The sequence below is a fragment of the Nonomuraea sp. NPDC048892 genome (assembly GCF_040649735.1).
Lineage (GTDB): Bacteria > Actinomycetota > Actinomycetes > Streptosporangiales > Streptosporangiaceae > Nonomuraea > Nonomuraea maheshkhaliensis.
This window is the reverse complement of the sequence record NZ_JBEZFZ010000026.1, coordinates 17,793-33,462: the sequence shown is the minus strand read 5'-3', so window position 1 is coordinate 33,462 and position 15,670 is coordinate 17,793. Positions and strand designations below refer to the sequence as shown.

The 15,670-nt window shown below is 72.1% G+C and carries 18 protein-coding genes and 2 pseudogenes; 11 read left to right on the top strand and 9 right to left on the bottom strand.

Annotated elements, in window-relative coordinates; all coding sequences use genetic code 11:
• Nucleotides 1–152 precede the first annotated feature (152 nt).
• Complete coding sequence (locus tag AB0C28_RS45635) at nucleotides 153–806, bottom strand: response regulator transcription factor (RefSeq protein ID WP_346114238.1); 654 nt, start codon at nucleotides 804–806, stop codon at nucleotides 153–155.
• Nucleotides 794–1,924: a histidine kinase gene (locus AB0C28_RS45630; RefSeq protein ID WP_358082212.1), complete on the bottom strand. Its 1,131-nt coding sequence runs from the start codon at nucleotides 1,922–1,924 to the stop codon at nucleotides 794–796. The genes AB0C28_RS45635 and AB0C28_RS45630 overlap by 13 nt, the downstream gene beginning before the upstream one ends.
• A gap of 130 nt (nucleotides 1,925–2,054) precedes the next feature.
• On the opposite strand from AB0C28_RS45630, the gene AB0C28_RS45625 reads away from it, so the two are divergent.
• The 3 genes from AB0C28_RS45625 (at nucleotide 2,055) to AB0C28_RS45615 (ending at nucleotide 4,314) form a co-directional block, all read left to right on the top strand.
• Nucleotides 2,055–2,498 (top strand): DUF6069 family protein, encoded by a 444-nt coding sequence (locus tag AB0C28_RS45625; RefSeq protein ID WP_358082209.1) that lies wholly within the window; start codon nucleotides 2,055–2,057, stop codon nucleotides 2,496–2,498.
• 51 nt (nucleotides 2,499–2,549) lie between these two features.
• The gene (locus AB0C28_RS45620; RefSeq protein ID WP_358082206.1) at nucleotides 2,550–3,431 is read left to right on the top strand and encodes an ABC transporter ATP-binding protein; all 882 of its coding nucleotides are present in this window, start codon (nucleotides 2,550–2,552) and stop codon (nucleotides 3,429–3,431) included.
• Nucleotides 3,432–3,573: 142 nt separating this feature from the next.
• The gene (locus AB0C28_RS45615; RefSeq protein WP_357856452.1) at nucleotides 3,574–4,314 is read left to right on the top strand and encodes an ABC transporter permease; all 741 of its coding nucleotides are present in this window, start codon (nucleotides 3,574–3,576) and stop codon (nucleotides 4,312–4,314) included.
• Here the strand turns inward: AB0C28_RS45615 and AB0C28_RS45610 are convergent.
• Nucleotides 4,281–5,168, bottom strand: coding sequence for an NAD(P)-binding domain-containing protein (locus tag AB0C28_RS45610; RefSeq protein ID WP_358082203.1), 888 nt, complete (start codon nucleotides 5,166–5,168; stop codon nucleotides 4,281–4,283). The genes AB0C28_RS45615 and AB0C28_RS45610 overlap by 34 nt on opposite strands.
• Before the next feature lie 133 nt (nucleotides 5,169–5,301).
• On the opposite strand from AB0C28_RS45610, the gene AB0C28_RS45605 reads away from it, so the two are divergent.
• Nucleotides 5,302–5,640 carry a metalloregulator ArsR/SmtB family transcription factor gene (locus AB0C28_RS45605; protein WP_357856447.1) on the top strand — a complete coding sequence of 113 codons (339 nt, stop codon included), beginning with the start codon at nucleotides 5,302–5,304 and terminating at the stop codon, nucleotides 5,638–5,640.
• Complete coding sequence (locus AB0C28_RS45600) at nucleotides 5,637–6,110, top strand: SRPBCC domain-containing protein (RefSeq protein ID WP_357856444.1); 474 nt, start codon at nucleotides 5,637–5,639, stop codon at nucleotides 6,108–6,110. The genes AB0C28_RS45605 and AB0C28_RS45600 overlap by 4 nt, the downstream gene beginning before the upstream one ends.
• 116 nt (nucleotides 6,111–6,226) lie before the next feature.
• On the opposite strand, the gene tsaA is transcribed toward AB0C28_RS45600, so the two are convergent.
• Both tsaA and AB0C28_RS45590 read right to left on the bottom strand, forming a co-directional pair.
• Complete coding sequence (tsaA, locus tag AB0C28_RS45595; RefSeq protein ID WP_357856441.1) at nucleotides 6,227–6,628, bottom strand: tRNA (N6-threonylcarbamoyladenosine(37)-N6)-methyltransferase TrmO; 402 nt, start codon at nucleotides 6,626–6,628, stop codon at nucleotides 6,227–6,229.
• Nucleotides 6,629–6,678: 50 nt separating this feature from the next.
• Nucleotides 6,679–8,604: an ABC transporter ATP-binding protein/permease gene (locus AB0C28_RS45590; RefSeq protein ID WP_357856438.1), complete on the bottom strand. Its 1,926-nt coding sequence runs from the start codon at nucleotides 8,602–8,604 to the stop codon at nucleotides 6,679–6,681.
• 322 nt (nucleotides 8,605–8,926) lie between these two features.
• Here AB0C28_RS45590 and AB0C28_RS45585 point away from each other — a divergent pair, with 322 nt between their 5' ends.
• Nucleotides 8,927–9,526 carry a hypothetical protein gene (locus AB0C28_RS45585; RefSeq protein WP_357856435.1) on the top strand — a complete coding sequence of 200 codons (600 nt, stop codon included), beginning with the start codon at nucleotides 8,927–8,929 and terminating at the stop codon, nucleotides 9,524–9,526.
• 83 nt (nucleotides 9,527–9,609) lie between these two features.
• Nucleotides 9,610–9,825 (top strand): hypothetical protein, encoded by a 216-nt coding sequence (locus AB0C28_RS45580; protein ID WP_346114556.1) that lies wholly within the window; start codon nucleotides 9,610–9,612, stop codon nucleotides 9,823–9,825.
• Nucleotides 9,826–9,938: 113 nt separating this feature from the next.
• Here AB0C28_RS45580 and AB0C28_RS45575 read toward each other — a convergent pair.
• Together AB0C28_RS45575 and AB0C28_RS45570 are read right to left on the bottom strand one after the other, a co-directional pair.
• Nucleotides 9,939–10,166, bottom strand: a pseudogene (locus AB0C28_RS45575) (hypothetical protein); the annotation flags it as partial.
• Nucleotides 10,058–10,285 (bottom strand): annotated as a pseudogene (locus tag AB0C28_RS45570) (hypothetical protein); the annotation flags it as partial. The pseudogenes AB0C28_RS45570 and AB0C28_RS45575, both read right to left, overlap by 109 nt.
• 3 nt (nucleotides 10,286–10,288) lie before the next feature.
• Here AB0C28_RS45570 and AB0C28_RS45565 point away from each other — a divergent pair.
• A complete protein-coding gene (locus tag AB0C28_RS45565; protein ID WP_357856432.1) occupies nucleotides 10,289–10,666 on the top strand; it encodes a MerR family transcriptional regulator in 378 nt (125 codons plus the stop codon).
• Nucleotides 10,667–10,697: 31 nt separating this feature from the next.
• Here AB0C28_RS45565 and AB0C28_RS45560 read toward each other — a convergent pair whose 3' ends face one another.
• Entirely contained in the window at nucleotides 10,698–11,483 is a 786-nt protein-coding gene (locus tag AB0C28_RS45560; protein ID WP_358082200.1) for a GntR family transcriptional regulator, read from the bottom strand.
• A gap of 151 nt (nucleotides 11,484–11,634) precedes the next feature.
• Between AB0C28_RS45560 and AB0C28_RS45555 the strand changes: the two genes are divergently transcribed.
• On the top strand, nucleotides 11,635–12,735 hold the full coding sequence (locus AB0C28_RS45555) for an FAD-binding oxidoreductase (RefSeq protein WP_357856426.1): 1,101 nt from the start codon (nucleotides 11,635–11,637) through the stop codon (nucleotides 12,733–12,735).
• Between the two features lie 130 nt (nucleotides 12,736–12,865).
• Entirely contained in the window at nucleotides 12,866–13,678 is an 813-nt protein-coding gene (locus AB0C28_RS45550; protein ID WP_358082197.1) for a glucose 1-dehydrogenase, read from the top strand.
• Here AB0C28_RS45550 and AB0C28_RS45545 read toward each other — a convergent pair.
• Entirely contained in the window at nucleotides 13,633–14,301 is a 669-nt protein-coding gene (locus tag AB0C28_RS45545; RefSeq protein WP_358082194.1) for a TetR/AcrR family transcriptional regulator, read from the bottom strand. The genes AB0C28_RS45550 and AB0C28_RS45545 overlap by 46 nt on opposite strands.
• Nucleotides 14,302–14,359: 58 nt before the next feature.
• On the opposite strand from AB0C28_RS45545, the gene AB0C28_RS45540 reads away from it, so the two are divergent.
• The gene (locus tag AB0C28_RS45540) at nucleotides 14,360–15,631 is read left to right on the top strand and encodes a cytochrome P450 (protein ID WP_358082192.1); all 1,272 of its coding nucleotides are present in this window, start codon (nucleotides 14,360–14,362) and stop codon (nucleotides 15,629–15,631) included.
• Nucleotides 15,632–15,670: the final 39 nt, after the last annotated feature.

Below are 15,670 nucleotides of genomic sequence, written 5' to 3'. Positions count from 1 at the left end.
GCTGGCCCTCCGGAGGGCGGGCCGACTCGCCGGACGGAGCACCGGGCGGGAGCTGGCCTGCCGGGCGAGGGGTGAAGGATCGGGCGGGGGCTGACCCCGATGAGGGATGGCCCAGGGGTTGAGGCGTGGGGCGGAGGGCTGAGGCGTCGGGGTCAGGTGAGGCCGGCGTCGTGGGCCAGGAGGGCGATCTGGGTGCGGTTGTCCAGGGCGAGCTTGGTCAGGATGCTGGACACGTGGGCCTTCACGGTCGTGACGCCCATGGTGAGGTCGGCGGCGATGTCGGCGTTCGTCCTGCCCTGGGCGATGGCCAGGGCCACCTCGTGCTCGCGCGGCGTGAGGGCCGCCAGGGCGGCGCGGGCGCGCTCGTAGGCGCCGGCCTGGGCGACGGTGCGCTCCATCAGCCGCCGGGTGATGCGCGGCGACAGGATCGGATCGCCCGCGGCGACCCGGGTGACCGCCTCCACGATCTGCGCCGGCGAGGTGTCCTTGAGCAGGAACCCGGCGGCGCCGGCGCGGAGCGCGTGCAGCACGTTCTCGTCGGTGTCGAACGTGGTCAGCACGATCACCTCGGGCGGCCGGGCACGGGCGCGCAGCCGGCGGGTCGCGGTGATGCCGTCGACGCGGGGCATGCGCAGGTCCATCAGGACGACGTCGGGCGCGTGGGCGTCGGTGGCGGTGATGGCCTCCTGGCCGTCGGCCGCCTCGGCGACCACGCTGATGCCGCCGGAGCCGTCGAGCATCATGGACAGCCCGGCACGGACCAGGGCGTCGTCGTCGACCAGAAGCACGCGGATCACTCGGGCCATGGTAGCCGGGCCCGCAGCAGGAACTCACCCCCGGTCTCCTGGTGGTCGAGCTGTCCGCCGGCCAGCCGGACCCGTTCGGTGAGCCCGACCAGGCCGAGTCCGCTGCCGGGCACGAGCGGGGCGGCGTCCGCCGGGGGCGCCGGGTTGCGCACGTCGATCTGCAGGGTGTCGCCGGGCGCGCCGCTCAGCGTCACCTCGACCGGCTCGCCGGGGGCGTGATTGCGGGCGTTCGTCAGCCCTTCCTGGACGACCCGGTAGGCGGTCATGGACACGGCCGGCGGCAGGGCGGCGGTGTCGCCGGCCCGCTCGTCCAGTCGTACCGGCTGGCCCGCCTGGCGGGCGTCGGCGACGAGGTCGGGCAGGTCGGCCAGGCCCGGCCGGGGCGCGAGCTCGTCGGACTCGTCGTCCTGCTCGCGGAGCAGGCCGATCACCTGGCGCAGCTCCTCCAGCGCCTGGTGCACGCCCGCGCGGACCACGCCCGCGGCGGCGGCGAGCCGGTCGGGTGAGGAGTCGGGACGGTATTCCAGCGCCCCCGCGTGGGTGGCCACCAGGGACAGCCGGTGAGCCAGTACGTCGTGCATGTCCCTGGCCAGCCGCCGCCGTTCGGCCATGCGCGCCTCGGCCACCCGCCTGCCCTGCTCGGCCTCGGCGCGGCGGGCCCGTTCGCGCAAAGAGATGAGCAGGGCGCGGCGGGAGCGGGCCCACGAGCCCCAGCCGAGCAGCGCGCCGTAGGAGGCGCAGATGAGCAGCAGCCACCATGACAGCGAGATGCCGGAGTTGGGCCGCCACCACCCCTGCACGACATGAGCCGCCATGCCCGCGGCGGTCACCGCGGCCGCGACGGGAAACCGCCTGCGCAGCGACACCTGCAGCGCCCCCATGGTCGCCGCGGGGGTGGCCACCGGGGACAGCGTGGCCAGCACCGTGGCGACCAGCGCGCCGTGGACCGGCCACCACAGCTGGGCGAGTGCCGCGGCCAGGCTCACCACCGCGAGCGCCACGTCCAGCCCCCAGCTGGACCGGCCCGCCTGCCCCCACAGCGCCAGGGCGGTCAGCGCGCCCATGGCGAGGATCACGCCTGCCACGGCGAAGGGGTGCGGGCGTCGGCTCTGGCTCATCGGCCCAGGCTAACCGCCGGTACGGCGGGCCCATCACCTACCAAAGTCGGAGGCGTACCCCACCCGGGAAGGACACGGCGCGACCGTGCGCCCGATGTGCCGGGCAGGCCGGCGGGCGAGGCTTGGCGGCATGAACACCACCCCGAACTCCCAGCCGACCGCCGCCCAGTCCCCCACCCAGTCGCGCGCCCAGTCCCCCGCTCGGTCCCGCGTGAAGCGGCTGCTCACCGTGATCGGTGCCGCCGCGGCCGCTCTCGCCGTCTGGGCCCTGGCGGTCCCGGTGGCCGGAACCGACCTGAGCGCGCGGATGGGCGCCGGCCCGCAGCCGGTCGGGCCGGTGATGGTCGTGCTCGCGAGCCTGGCGGCCGGGCTGGCCGGCTGGGCGCTGCTCGCCGTGCTCGAACGCTTCACCGCCAAGGCCCGCCGGATCTGGACGATCACCGCCCTGGCCGTGCTCGCCCTGTCCCTGACCGGCCCCCTCGGCAGCGCCACCGGCACCGCCGCGACGCTGGTGCTGCTCCTGATGCACCTGGTCGTCGGCTCCGTCGTCGTCCTGGGCCTGACCCGGCGCTGAACGCCCCCCGCACGCGCCCTTCACCCACGCCACCCCCACAGGAGAGCTGACATGACAGTCCTCGCCCGAGCGACCAACGTCACCCGCCGCTACGGCGACGTGCTCGCGCTCGACCACGTCTCACTCGACATCCGGGCGGGCGAACTGGTCGGCCTGCTTGGCCCCAACGGCGCCGGCAAGTCCACTCTGATCAACCTGTTCGCCGGGTTGCGCCGGCCTACGTCGGGCACGGTCGAGCTGTTCGGCGGCTCGCCGCTGAACCCGGTCATGCGGCGCGGCATCGGCGTCACGCCCCAGGAGACCGGGCTGCCCGAGTCGCTGCGCGTCGGCGAGATCACCCGCTTCGTCTCCGCGCACTTCCCCGACCCGGTCGGGACGACGGAGCTGCTGGCCAGGTTCGGCCTGGACGACCTGGCCAGGCGGCAGGTCGGCGGGCTGTCCGGCGGGCAGCGACGGCGGCTGGCCGTGGCGCTGGCGTTCGCCGGCCGGCCGAAGCTGGTGTTCCTCGACGAGCCGACCACCGGCCTGGACGTCGAGGCGCGGCGGGCGCTGTGGGACGGCATCAGGTCCTTCCACGCGGAGGGCGGCACCGTGCTGCTCACCAGCCACTACCTGGAGGAGATCGAGGCGCTGGCCGAGCGGGTCGTGGTCGTCGGCTCCGGCCGCCTCCTGGCCGACGACACCGTCGGCGCCGTACGCGGCCTGGTCGGCACCCGCCGCGTCTCCCTCGTCGCCGGCCACCTGCCCGAGCTGCCCGGCGTGCTCGCCACGGAACGCTCGGGCGACCGGTTCGACCTGGTCGTCAACGATCCCGACCGGCTGGTCGTGGAGCTGGTACGCAGCGGGGCGCCGTTCTCCGGCCTGGAGATCAGGCCCGCCACCCTGGAGGAAGCCTTCCTCGCCCTCACCTCGAAGACACCCGCGCATGCCTGACCCGGTCCCCGGCCTCACCCCGGAGAAGAACGCGCCCGCACGCCCGGCCCCGACCTCGCAGAAGAGCGCGCCCGCTCGCCCATCCCCCATCTCGGCGGAGAGCGCGCCCCCAGCCCCAGCCCCCGCCCCGAAGGAGACCTCGATGTCCAGCCTGGTCCTCGCCCACACCCGCTACCTGCTGATCGAGCAGATCAGGGTGCCGATCGCCATCCTGGCCAGCGCGTTCTTCCCGGCCATCTCGATGCTGGCGTTCGTGGTGCCGTTCGCGGGCCAGGACCCGGTGGCCGCCACGACGGCGACGGGCTCGCTGATGTTCTTCGGCGCCATGTCGGCCGCGCTCATCGGGCTCGGCACCTCGGTCTCGCAGGAACGCGAGCTGCCCTGGAACCCGTACCTGCGCACCCTGCCCGCCGGCCCGCTCCCGCGGTTCGCCGGGCGGATCCTGTCCACGCTCGCCGTCATGCTCTTCTCGACGATCCCCGTGCTCGTGGTGGCGACGCTGTTCACGGAGGCCGCGATCACCCCGGCCCGGCTGCTGCTGGGGCTCGGCGCGCTGATCGCCGGGGTCGTGCCGTTCATGCTGATGGGGCTGTTCGTCGGCTTCAGGCTCGCTTCCAAGGCGGCCATGGCGGTGTCGCAGCTGCTGTTCTTCCCGATGGCCATCCTCGGCGGGCTGCTGCTCCCGCCCCAGGTGCTGCCGCAGTTCGTGCAGGACGTGTCCTCGTACGTGCCGACCAGGGGCGCGGCCGAGCTGATCTGGTGGGCCGTCGCCGACGCCCGGCCGAGCGCGATCTCGCTGGTCATGCTGGCCGGCTGGACCGTCGCCATGGCGGCCGCCGCCGCCTGGGCCTACCGCCGCGACGAGGGCCGCCGCTTCTCCTGACCGTCCGCCGCCTCACCGTCCGCCGCATGACCGGGCCTGTCCTCGGGCTCGTCCCCAGGCTGGGGCGCGGGCCGGGCGAGGTCGGCGAGGAGGTCGTCGAGCACGCGGTCCAGAGCCGCGTTGTTGGCCGGGGAGAACCAGGTGGTGCGCACGCGTTCGTTGCTCCCGTTCGGCGTCTCATGGTCGGCGGCCAGCTGCTGCAGCGACCGGCTCTCATCACCCAGCGCACGCCCGACGCCCTGGAACAGGCCGCGCACATAACGCGAGGCCACCTCGGCCGGAACGCCGTGACCGACGGCCCACGACGTGAGCGCGGCCAGATATCCGAAATGGGTGGTCAGCGTCCCCGTCAGGGCGGAGAACACGTTGAACGCCGCCTCGTCCCCGACCGGCAGCGTCCCGCCCAGGCGCGCGAAGAGGGCCTCCACCGCAGGATGGGCCGGGCACGTCACCGTGACGGAGTCGCGCTCACGAACGGCGGGCAACGGGATGGCCCGCACCAGCGGAGCACCGGTGCCCAGGATCCGGCGCAGCTCGTCGTCACCGACCCCGGCCATCAGGTTCACCACGATCGTGCCGTCGTCCACGCGCAGTCCCGCCAGCGCCTCGTGCCGGTCACGAGGACGCACAGCGATGATCACCAGCTCGGACCGGTCCACCACCTCCTGGTTGCCGGCACACACCCGCACGTTGTCATAACGAGCGGACAACTCGGCGGCCGTACGGGCGCCACGGGGCGACAGGAACACCTCGAGCGGCTCACCGGCCCCCTCGCACAGGCCCGTCACGATGGCCCGGCCGATCTCCCCGACCCCGATGATGCCGACACGCCGCACGCTCACTGTCTCGCTCACGCCGCCCACCCTACGCAAACGCCCGCACCCGCCATCAGGCAGCACCGCAGCTCACCGGCTCAGCCCCGCACCGCACCCGCAGCCAAAACTTAGCCCTTGCGCTAACCATCACCCATCCGCAACACTTAGCCGCATGGCACACCATTCGGCGCAGCTGGACGGCGTCTTCGTCGCCCTCGCCGACCCCACCCGCCGCGCCGTCGTCCGCCGCCTCGGCCACGGCCCCACCAGCGTCGGCGACCTCGCCCGCGAATTCCCCATGACCCTCCCCTCGTTCATGAAGCACGTACGAACCCTCGAAGCCAACGGACTCATCCACACCACGAAGTCCGGCCGGGTCCGCACCTGCGTGCTCAACCGCGAACGCCTCACCCTCCTCGGCGACTGGCTCGAAGAGCAGCGCCGCCTCTGGGAGGACCACACCGACCGCCTCGAACGATTCGTCACCGACCCACAGGAGAACACCCCGTGAACCCCGACCTCGACCTCACCGTGGAGCGCGTCATCCGCGCCCCCCGCACCACCGTCTGGAACGCCTGGACCGACCCCGCCCGCCTGGAACGGTGGTGGATCCCCGCCCCGCTGGCCTGCCGGGTCGACCGCCTCGACCCGCGACCGGGAGGCGCGTTCGTGACCCGCATGAGCGAAGGCGGCGCGGACTTCGCCCCCCACCTCGACGCCTGCTTCCTCGCCGTGGACGATCTCGAACGCATCGTCTTCACCAACGCCATCACCAGCGACTGGCGCCCCGCCCACCCGGCCCCCGTCGCCATGACCGCCACCATCACCTTCGCCGACCACCCCGACGGCACCGACTACCGCGTCCTCGTCCGCCACGGCGACCCCGAATCACGCGCCCACCACGACAAACTCGGCTTCGCCGACGGCTGGGGCACCGTCACCGCCCAACTGGCCGCACTCACCGAGGCCACCACACGATGAAGATCGCCCTGCTGCTCGGACGGCGCACCTACGAAGCCTTCGCCCGCGACCGGCCGAAGATCACCGCCTTCATCGACCAGAAACCCTCATAACCCCCGACCAGCCGGCGCCCCCGCTCACCGCGCCGCGTCCAGCACCGGCTTCACATCCACGACCGGCGTACCGTCCACCGCCTCCAGATCGGCCACCCGCACCCGCAACCCCTCGACCGCCAGCACCCGCACCCGATGCAACCCGACCGGATTCGGCCGATCGGCCGAACGCGTGCTGAACACCCCCGTCAACGGATTACGCACGTCATCACGCGGATGCACCGCGAGCACGGACCGATCGGCGAGATGCAGCCACGTCAGCACGAACACCTCGTCGCCCGCCGCCAGATCACCGATCCCCTCGGCCACCGCCGGATCGAACCGCAACCAGGCATCCGGCGCACCCTCCACCCCCTGCTTCGGAGCACCCCCCGGATCCGTCAGCGACGACTCCACGACCGCGACGGGACGAATCTCGAACGTCATGCACCACCCGTACCGGACAACGGCCCGACACGCCAGGGCCCCAAGGGCCGTCACGCCGGAGCGGGCTCCTGCGCACCGTCCCCCAACGCGCCGAAACGCCACTCACCCCGGCCGAGCAACTGCAGCTCATGCGTGTGATGCCGCTCCACCGTCGAACGATGACTCACACTCACCACGATCGTCTCCGGCAACTCCGTCCGCACCAGCCGATACAGCTCGAACTCCAACCCCTCGTCCAACGCCGACGTCGACTCGTCCATGAACACCACCTTCGGCCGCGTCAGCAGAATCCGCGCGAACGCGACCCGCTGCTGCTCCCCCGGCGACAACACCTTCGCCCAGTCCTGCACCTCGTCCAGCCGATCCACCAGATGCGGCAGCGACACCCGGTCCAGCACACCACGCAGCACCTCGTCACCGAACGCACCCTCACCACCCGGATAAGAGACCACCGCACGCAGATCGCCCAGCGGCACATACGGCAACTGCGACAGGAACATCGTCTCCTCCGGCCCGCACGGCCGCGTCAACGTACCGCTCGTGAACGGCCACAACTCCGCCAGACTCCGCAACAACGTCGTCTTCCCACTCCCCGACGGCCCCGTCACCACCAACGTGTCCCCCACCTCCAACCGCAGATCCAACGGCTTGATCAACTGCCGCCCATCAGGTGTGCGCACCTCCACATCCTTCAACGCCACCGCCCCATCGACACACGGCAACGTCGTCACCACCGGCAACGCCCGCGCCTCCTCATTCGCCACCACCAACCCGTGCAACCGGATGATCGCCGCCCGATACCCCGCGAACGCGTCGTAAGCATTACGGAAGAACGACAACCCGTTCTGAATCGCATTGAACGCCGACGCCGACTGCGTCAGATCACCCAGCCGCAACTCCCCCGCGAACAACCGCGGCGCCTGCAACACATACGGCAACGGCACGATGCTCTGACTGATCGCGTAATTCCAGCCGTTGAACCCGATCGTCCGGTTCAGATACCGCTTGTAATTCCGCACCACCGGCGCGAACAACCGCCGCAACCCCGACCGCTCGGCCACCTCACCCCGATAGAACGCCACCGCCTCCGCCGCATCCCGCAACCGCACCAGCGCATACCGGAACGCCGCGTTGGTCTTCTCGTTACGGAACGCCAGCCAGATGATCGGCCGCCCGATCCAGAACGCCACCACCGTCGCGATGACCACATACACCAGACCGATCCAGAACATCGCCCGCGGAATGTCCAAACCGAAGATCGACAACGTCCCCGACAGACTCCACAGAATCGCCGTGAACGACACCATCGACGCCACCGCCGAAATCCCCCCGAACAACAGCGTGTTGCCCGTCCCCCCATTGCTCGGCAGATTCGGCAACGGCCCGAAGCCGCCGGTCACCACATCGATGTCGGACTGGATCCGCTGATCCGGGTTGTCGATCGTGTCGTCGATGAACCGCGACCGGTAATACGCCCGGCCCTTCAGCCAATCCCCCGTCAGCCTGTCGGTCAGCCACACCCGCCACGCCAGCACGAACCGCTGCAACAGGAACAGATCCAGCAACAACCGGGCGATGTGTATCGCCGCCAGCACACAGAAGACCGCCAGCGAGGTCCAGAACCCGCCCTCACCGGACGCCCGCACCGCCGGCTCGTTCACGGCCATGCCTTGCACCGCCACCTGAAGGCTGGACAACATGTCATTGCCCTGATAACTGAACAGCACGTCCAGCCGGACACCGGCGATCACCGACAGCAGCAGGGCCGACAGCCAGAGCCAGGCCCTGACACTCCCGCGCCCGGTGAAGTAGTCGCCGGTGATGCGCCAGAACTGCCTGCCCCACTCCGTGAAGAACCCGACCAGCGCCAGGACCCCCAAGGTGCACACCGCCGCGATCACCCACGCCGTGGCGATCCACACCAGCGATGCCCAGACCTCGGAACTCCAGTCCAGCGTCGGGGTGAACAACTCCATTGGGGAAACGTATATGCACGGAGAGTGACGAGCACAGCGGAATGCTCAACTCACCGCAGGTGTCGCCCAGCCCCGGCATCACTCAGCGCACGCGGCCGGCGGGGGCTCGCGGCGCCCCCGCCGGCCGCTTTCGCGTCGCGACCGCTCTCGCGGATTGAGATGATCATCCGGTGTCGTCGACGAAATGGGTGGTCTCTTGAGGGGCGAAAAAGGGCAAACCGTAGAAATCGAGCGCCTTTACTTTGTAGATTTACGTCGTGCGACCGGGCGGCGGACGGAGCCGGTCCGGCCGCCGTCCCAGCGACTCATCAGGGAGACGGGTGTGGCCAGCCAGAGCAGAGGACGGCCGGGCTGGTTGCACGTCGGCGCGCTCGAACACCGCCTCACCCGCGCCTGGTTCCCCGGCACCTTCCCTCCGGCCGCCGTGCTGCTGGCGATCATGACGTTCAGCGCGGTGCCGCGCCCGCTGGGCACCCGCCTGGCCGCCCACCTCGACGGCGGGATCGTCGTCGGGCCCGGCGCCGTGCCGGACCTGCCCGGGTTCGAGGCGCTGCGCGGGGTGCCCCTGCCGGTCCAGCAGGGCGGCTGGGAGCGCAGCGCCGGCGTCTACGACCCGCACCGGCGCCGCATCGGCGTGGGCAGCACGCCCTCCCCCTCCGTCAGCGTGGCCGGCCACGAACTCGGGCACGCCACCGACCACCTGGACGGCATGCCGTCGCGGGGCGACACCTGGGCCAGGCTGCACGCCGTACGCGCCCGCCACCTGCCGCCGCCGTACCGCGAGGACGCCGCCGAGCTCTTCGCCGAGGCCTTCGCCTGCGTGCTCACCCGCCGGGCCCGCCGGCTGATCGGACTGTTCGGCGACGAGCACGCCGCCCAGCAGGCCTACACCTGGCTGGCCGGCCGGTACGGGATCGGCTGATGGCCCGCCACTCCCCCACGTTCACGGGCCCGCGCTATGCTGAGCGGGGAAAGGTGACGTGCGAGACGGAAGGGATTCCCCTCATGACCGCCCTCATGCTGACCGGCGGAGTTCTTCGCGTCATCGAGCCGATCACCCTGCCCGACGGCACCCGCGTCGACTGCACCCGCGACATCACGCCCGGCGCCCCCGACTACGGAGACTGGCTGCCGTTCGCCGTCCCTGAAGAGGTGGCCTGGCGCGGCGACCTCGACGACGCGGCCATCCTCGACCGCTGGCGGTCGGCGGCCAGCGCCTGAGAGGGACGCGCGGTCAGCGGCCCGGCGCCGCTCAAGCAAGCGGCCCGCTCGCCCAGCATCTCCAGCGCGCGAGCCGAACGTGAGCCGGGCTCGGCATGCAGGAGCAGCACCTCCAGCCCCTCCGTGCCGGTCACGGCGAACTTCTCGACCATCAGCTCCAGGTCGCCGGCCCGGGGGGCCGGATCGAGAACGTACCGGGACGAGCCGTGCGCACGTCGTGCCGCGCCCACAGCCGCCGGAACCGCTCGCTCTTGAGCGAGGGCTCGCCGATCAGCGCGTGCAGGCGCCCGTCCTCGGGGCCGGCGCCGACCCCGAGGACGGGCGCCGGCGCCGGCGCGCAGGTGGGCGACCACGTCGGCGGCGCGGCGCGAACCGACGCCACCGGCTGAGACCGTACGCTGGATGCTGACCTTGACGTCAGACGTGAGTGTCTGGCGGAGATCCCCTCTGGAAGGGACAGGCGATGCGGATCGGCGAGCTGGCGTCGCAGGCCGGGGTGAGTGTCCGGTCGCTGCGTTACTACGAGGAGCAGGGCCTGCTCAGCAGCACGCGCAGCGCCAGCGGGCAGCGCCGCTACACCGCCGAGGAGGTCGACCGGGTACGGCTCATCCAGCGGCTCTACGCGGCCGGGCTGTCCAGCCGGACGATCGCCGAGGTGCTGCCGTGCGTCGACTCGCCCAGTGAGAAGACCAGCGACGAGGCGTTCGAACGGCTGATGGAGGAGCGGGAGCGGATCGACCGGCACATGCGGGAGCTGGCCCAGGCTCGCCAGGCCCTCGACGTGATCATCGACATCAACCGCGCGCATCGGAAGCTGAAGGCCGGCGTCTCTCCCCTGTGATCCGCGTTCCCTCGGTCTGACGCGCCCCGGTCTATGCGCGCGGCTCGTCCAGGACGGCCTGCAGCAGCCGCCAGGAGTCCATGATGTGGTCCTGGACCAGGATGCGGGCGGCCGGGCCGTTGCGTACGGCGAGCGCCTGGCGGATCGCCTCGTGCTGGCGCAGGTTGATCTCGTAGAGCCGGTCGGCGGGCGAGCCGGGGGCCCACAGGGCCTCGCCGGAGAAGACCCGCCGCAGGCCGGCGATCAGCCGCTCGAACAGGGGAGCGCCCGCGGCTCTGATGATCGTGGTGTGGAAGTCCTCGTTGGCGGCGATCCAGGCGAACGAGGCCCGTTCCCGCTCGATCGCCGGCGCCCCGGGGTCGCGCAAGACGGCGGTCTGGCGGCCGAACTCGGCGTTGGCCGCGTCCAGCTCGGCGAGTTGCGCGTCCGTCAGGCGTCGCGCGGCCAGCTCGGCGGCGGCGCCCTCCAGCGCGGCCCTGGCGAGGAACGTCTGCGTCCATTCGTCACGGTCGAGCGCCCGCACCCGTACGCCCCTGTTGGGCGTGAACGACACCAGGCCCACCGCCGCGAGCTGCCGCAGCGCCTCCCTGATCGGGGTGCGGCTGACGCCGAAGCGGCGCGACAGCTCGTCCTGGCGCAGCACCGTGCCGGGCGCGAGGCGGCCGGCGATGATCAGCTCCTCGATGGCCTGCGCGATCTGGTCGGCCTTCGTGGTGACCGCCACATCGCCGGCTCCGCCCGACGGCGCCGTCCGCGGGCCGGGGTGGGGCTCCGGAGGCTCCCCGCCGGCGTCCGTCCGCGTCCGGTCCGCCGTCACGCGCCGCTCTCCGTTCATCGCCGTGCCTCCGATCGGGGTCGGGCTGAGGTCACGATACTGAATTCTCGGATCCCATATTTCCCGCTTTACACGACGAATGTGGACGATCTAGGCTCAATCATGCCTTTTCGGATCCGATGAGGAGGGCCGGATGCGGACTGCCGAGGTCGTGATCATCGGTGGCGGCTGCGTCGGAACCAGCGTCGCCTACCATCTGGCCGCGTCCGGGTGTACGGACGTCGTCCTGCTGGAGGCGGACGCGCTGGGCTCGGGCTCGACCGGCAAGGCCGCGGGAGGAATCCGGCTGCAGCACGCCGACGAGCTCAACTCCCTGCTCGTACGCCGCTCGCTGGCGGAGTTCCTGCGCTTCGAGGAGCTCACCGGCGTACCGATCGGCTTCAAGCAGGTGGGCTACCTGTTCGTGCTCAGCTCGACCGCCGACCTCGACGCCTTCCGCCGGGCGGTACGCGTCCAGCAGGGCCTCGGCATCCCGAGCGAGATGGTGGACGTGGCGGCGGTGCGCGAGTTCGTCCCGCAACTGGCCACGGACGACCTCGTCGGCGCCACGTTCTGCCCGAGCGAGGGGTACGCGACGCCGGAGGCGGTGGTGCAGGGCTACGCGACGGCGGCGCGGCGGCTCGGCGTCCGCATCGAGACCGGGCGCGCGGTCACCGCCATCCGCGCCGAGAACGGCAGGGTCACCGGCGTCGACACCGCCGAAGGGCCGATCGCGGCCCCCACCGTCATCTGCGCCGCCGGGGTGCACTCGGCCGGGCTCGCGAGCGGCATCGGGATCGAGCTTCCGGTACGCGGCGAGGCCCGCGCGATGCACTACACCGGCCGCGACGGCGGCGTCCCCGGCTCGGCCCCGCTCACCGTGGACTTCGCGTCGGGGTTCTACTTCCACCGCGAGGGCCCGGGGATGGTCTTCGGCGGCCGGCAGCGCGAGCTCGAAGACCTCGGCGAGCCCGCGACCAGACGGCTGCCCGTGCTGGCCGGGCTGCCGATCGAGTCGTCGTGGTGGGGCTACTACGACATGAGCCCCGACCACAACGCGATGATCGGCTCAGGCCCGGTGGACGGCTTCCACTACGCGACCGGGTTCTCCGGCCACGGCTTCCAGCAGTCGCCGGCCGTCGGCGAGCACCTCGCGCAACGGGTGCTCGGCCTGCCCGTGAGCCTGGACCTGTCGCCGTTCTCCGCCGGGCGGTTCGGCGCGGGCGCCGTACGTCCCGAGAAGTTCGTGATCTGAGCAGTGGAAGAGGAGCGTCGATGATCGCCAGAGCCTGGAAGGCGTCCGCCACCCCTGAGGGGGCACGCCGCTACGCCGAGCACGCCGACGGCGCCGCCCTCCACTTCACCGTGACGGAGGGCCGGGTCGCATGAGTGGCGGAGCGGGGCGGCTCGCGGGCCGGGTGGCGATCGTCACCGGCGCCGCGCACGGGATCGGCCGCGCCATCGCCGGCGGGTTCGCCGCCGAGGGGGCCGCCGTCGTCATCGCGGACCTCGACGGCGCCGCCGCGGAGAAGGCCGCCGCCGAGGTCGTCGCGGCGGGCGGCACGGCTGTCGGGCTCGGCGCGGACGTCGGCCGTGCCGCGGACGTGGACCGGCTCTTCGACGCCACGCTCTCCGCCCACGGCGCCCTCGACATCCTGGTCAACAACGCCGGCGACGTGACCGTTCAGCGGCACTTCCTGGACTCCGACGAGGAGTGGTGGGACCACTTCCTGGACACCAACCTCAAGAGCCAGTACCTGTGCGGCCGGCGCGCCGCCGCCGTGATGGCGCCCCGGCGGGCGGGCAGCATCATCAACATGTCCAGCGGCGGGGCCACCCGGGCGCACCGGGGCATGGTCGCGTACGACGCCTCCAAGGGGGGCGTGGAGGGACTCACCCGGTCGATGGCGCTCGACCTCGGCCCGTACGGGATCCGCGTCAACGCGCTCGTTCCCGGGCTGATCGCGACGAGGCCGGCCCACTTCGAGCCGGAGGCGCGGCGGCTGCGTGACGAGACCGTCCCGCTCGGGCGGGGCGGGGTGGCGGAGGACCTGGTCGGGCCGGCCGTCTTCCTCGCCGGGGACGAGTCCGCGTACGTCACCGGCGCGATGCTCGTGGTGGACGGCGGAGTGCTCGTGCAGCAGCGCAGCCCTCAGGTGGAGACGTTCCCCGTCGGACGTTTCCCCGGGCTGGCCTGAGCCGGACGGCCGAGGAGCGGCAGCCAGACCTCGTCCACGATCTCGGTGATCGTCTCGTCCGGCACCGGGCGCATCGTCAGCAGCAGGTCGTGGCGTAGCAGGTCGAGCGGCAGGTTCAGCACGCGGGGCGAGCGCGGCGCGTCCGGCAGCTCACCGCGTTCGACCGCGCGGGCGACGATCGTCTCGAACGCGCTCGGCAGGCCCGGCGGGAGGAGGGTGTCGCGCAGCTCGCCGAGGCTCGTTCCCGTGTCGCGGAAGTACTCCTCCAACTGCACGCTCATCAGCGTGATCATGCCCGCGCGGTCGGCGTCGGCGTTGCGCAGGAAGCCGATCGCGTCCTCGCGCAGGCTGCCGGTGTCGGGCACGTCGATCAGCCGCCAGAACTTGCTGAGCGTGGCCAGCAGCAGGTCCTGGCGCCGGGGCCAGCGCCGGTAGAGCACGGGGCGGCTGGTGCCGGCGCGGGCGGCGATGGCCTCGTAGGTGAAGCCGTGGTAGCCGTGCTCGGTCAGCACCTCCCATGCGGCGTCGAGGATCGCGTCCTCCAGCTTCGCACCGCGCCGCCGCGTCGCACCGCCGTCCCGCGACGAGCCTTCGGACGGCGGACGGGTGCGGTTGAGATTCACTTGCGTATCTTATCGCGGTGATCTACGGTGACCACCGTTAGATACAGTCGCGTACTTTATGAGAAAGCGGGACATGCTGATGGCAGCCGACAGCTCGGCGAGCGTGAGCACCATGGCGATGCGGCGGATCCTGCCGGTGGACCTGGTGGAGCGGGGGCGCTGTCCGTTCGATCCGCCGCCGGGCCTGCGCGGTCAGGGCGCGGTGCGGCCGGTGGACCTGCTCAACGGCACGCGGGCGTGGCTGGTGACGGGGTTCGACGAGGCTCGTACGGTGCTGTCGGACGCGCGGTTCAGCGCCGACAAGCTCCGTCACCACGACGCGACCTCGCCCAGGCCGCCCGCGCCCGCCGGGACGGGGACGGCGGCGCGCGAGGACGGGATGTTCGTGTTCATGGACCCGCCCGAGCACACCCGGCTGCGGCGGGCGCTGACGGGCCAGTTCACGGTGCGGCGGATGCGGCGGCTGGAGTCGCGGGTCAGGGAGATCGCGGTCGAGCACGTCGAGGCGATGCGGGCGGCGGGCCCGCAGGCCGACCTGGTGCCGGCGTTCGCGCTGCCGCTGCCGTCGCTGGTCATCTGCGAGCTGCTGGGGGTGGACTACGCCGACCGCGCGGAGTTCCAGGAGCGCACGGCGGTGGCGCTCAACGCGAGCGCGACCCCGGAGGAGCAGGGCGCGGCGCGGGCCGGGCTGTACGCGTTCATGCGCCGCCTCGTCGCGCTCAAGCGCGCCGACCCCGCCGACCCCGCCGTCGACCTGCTGTCCGGACTGGTCCACGACGCCGACCCGCCCCTCACGGACAGGCAGCTGACCGACATCGCGCTCGGCCTGCTCAACGCGGGCCACGAGACCACCGCGAACATGCTGAGCCTGAGCACGTTCGCGCTGCTTGAGCACCCGGTTCGGCTCGCGGAGCTGCGGGCCGACCCCGGCCTGATCGACGGCGCGGTGGAGGAGCTGCTGCGTTACCTGTCGATCATCCAGCTCGGCGTCAGCCGGGTCACCACCGAGCCGGTGACGCTGGGCGGGGTGGAGCTTCCGGCCGGCGCGACGGTCGTGATCGCCACGCCGGAGGTGAACAGGGACCCACGGCAGTGGTCCGATCCCGACGTGCTCGACCTGCGCCGCCCGCGTGCCGCGCACCTGGCGTTCGGGCACGGGGTGCACCAGTGCCTGGGGCAGCAGCTGGCCAGGATCGAGCTGCGGATCGGGCTGGGCGAGCTGATCACCCGCCTGCCTGGCCTGCGGCTGGCGGTGCCGGCCGAGCAGGTGCCGGTACGCGACGAGATGCTGATCTTCGGCGTGCGCTCGCTGCCGGTCACCTGGTCCTGACCGGCCCGAGCCGGCGGCGAGGTCGTGACCGGCCGGGTC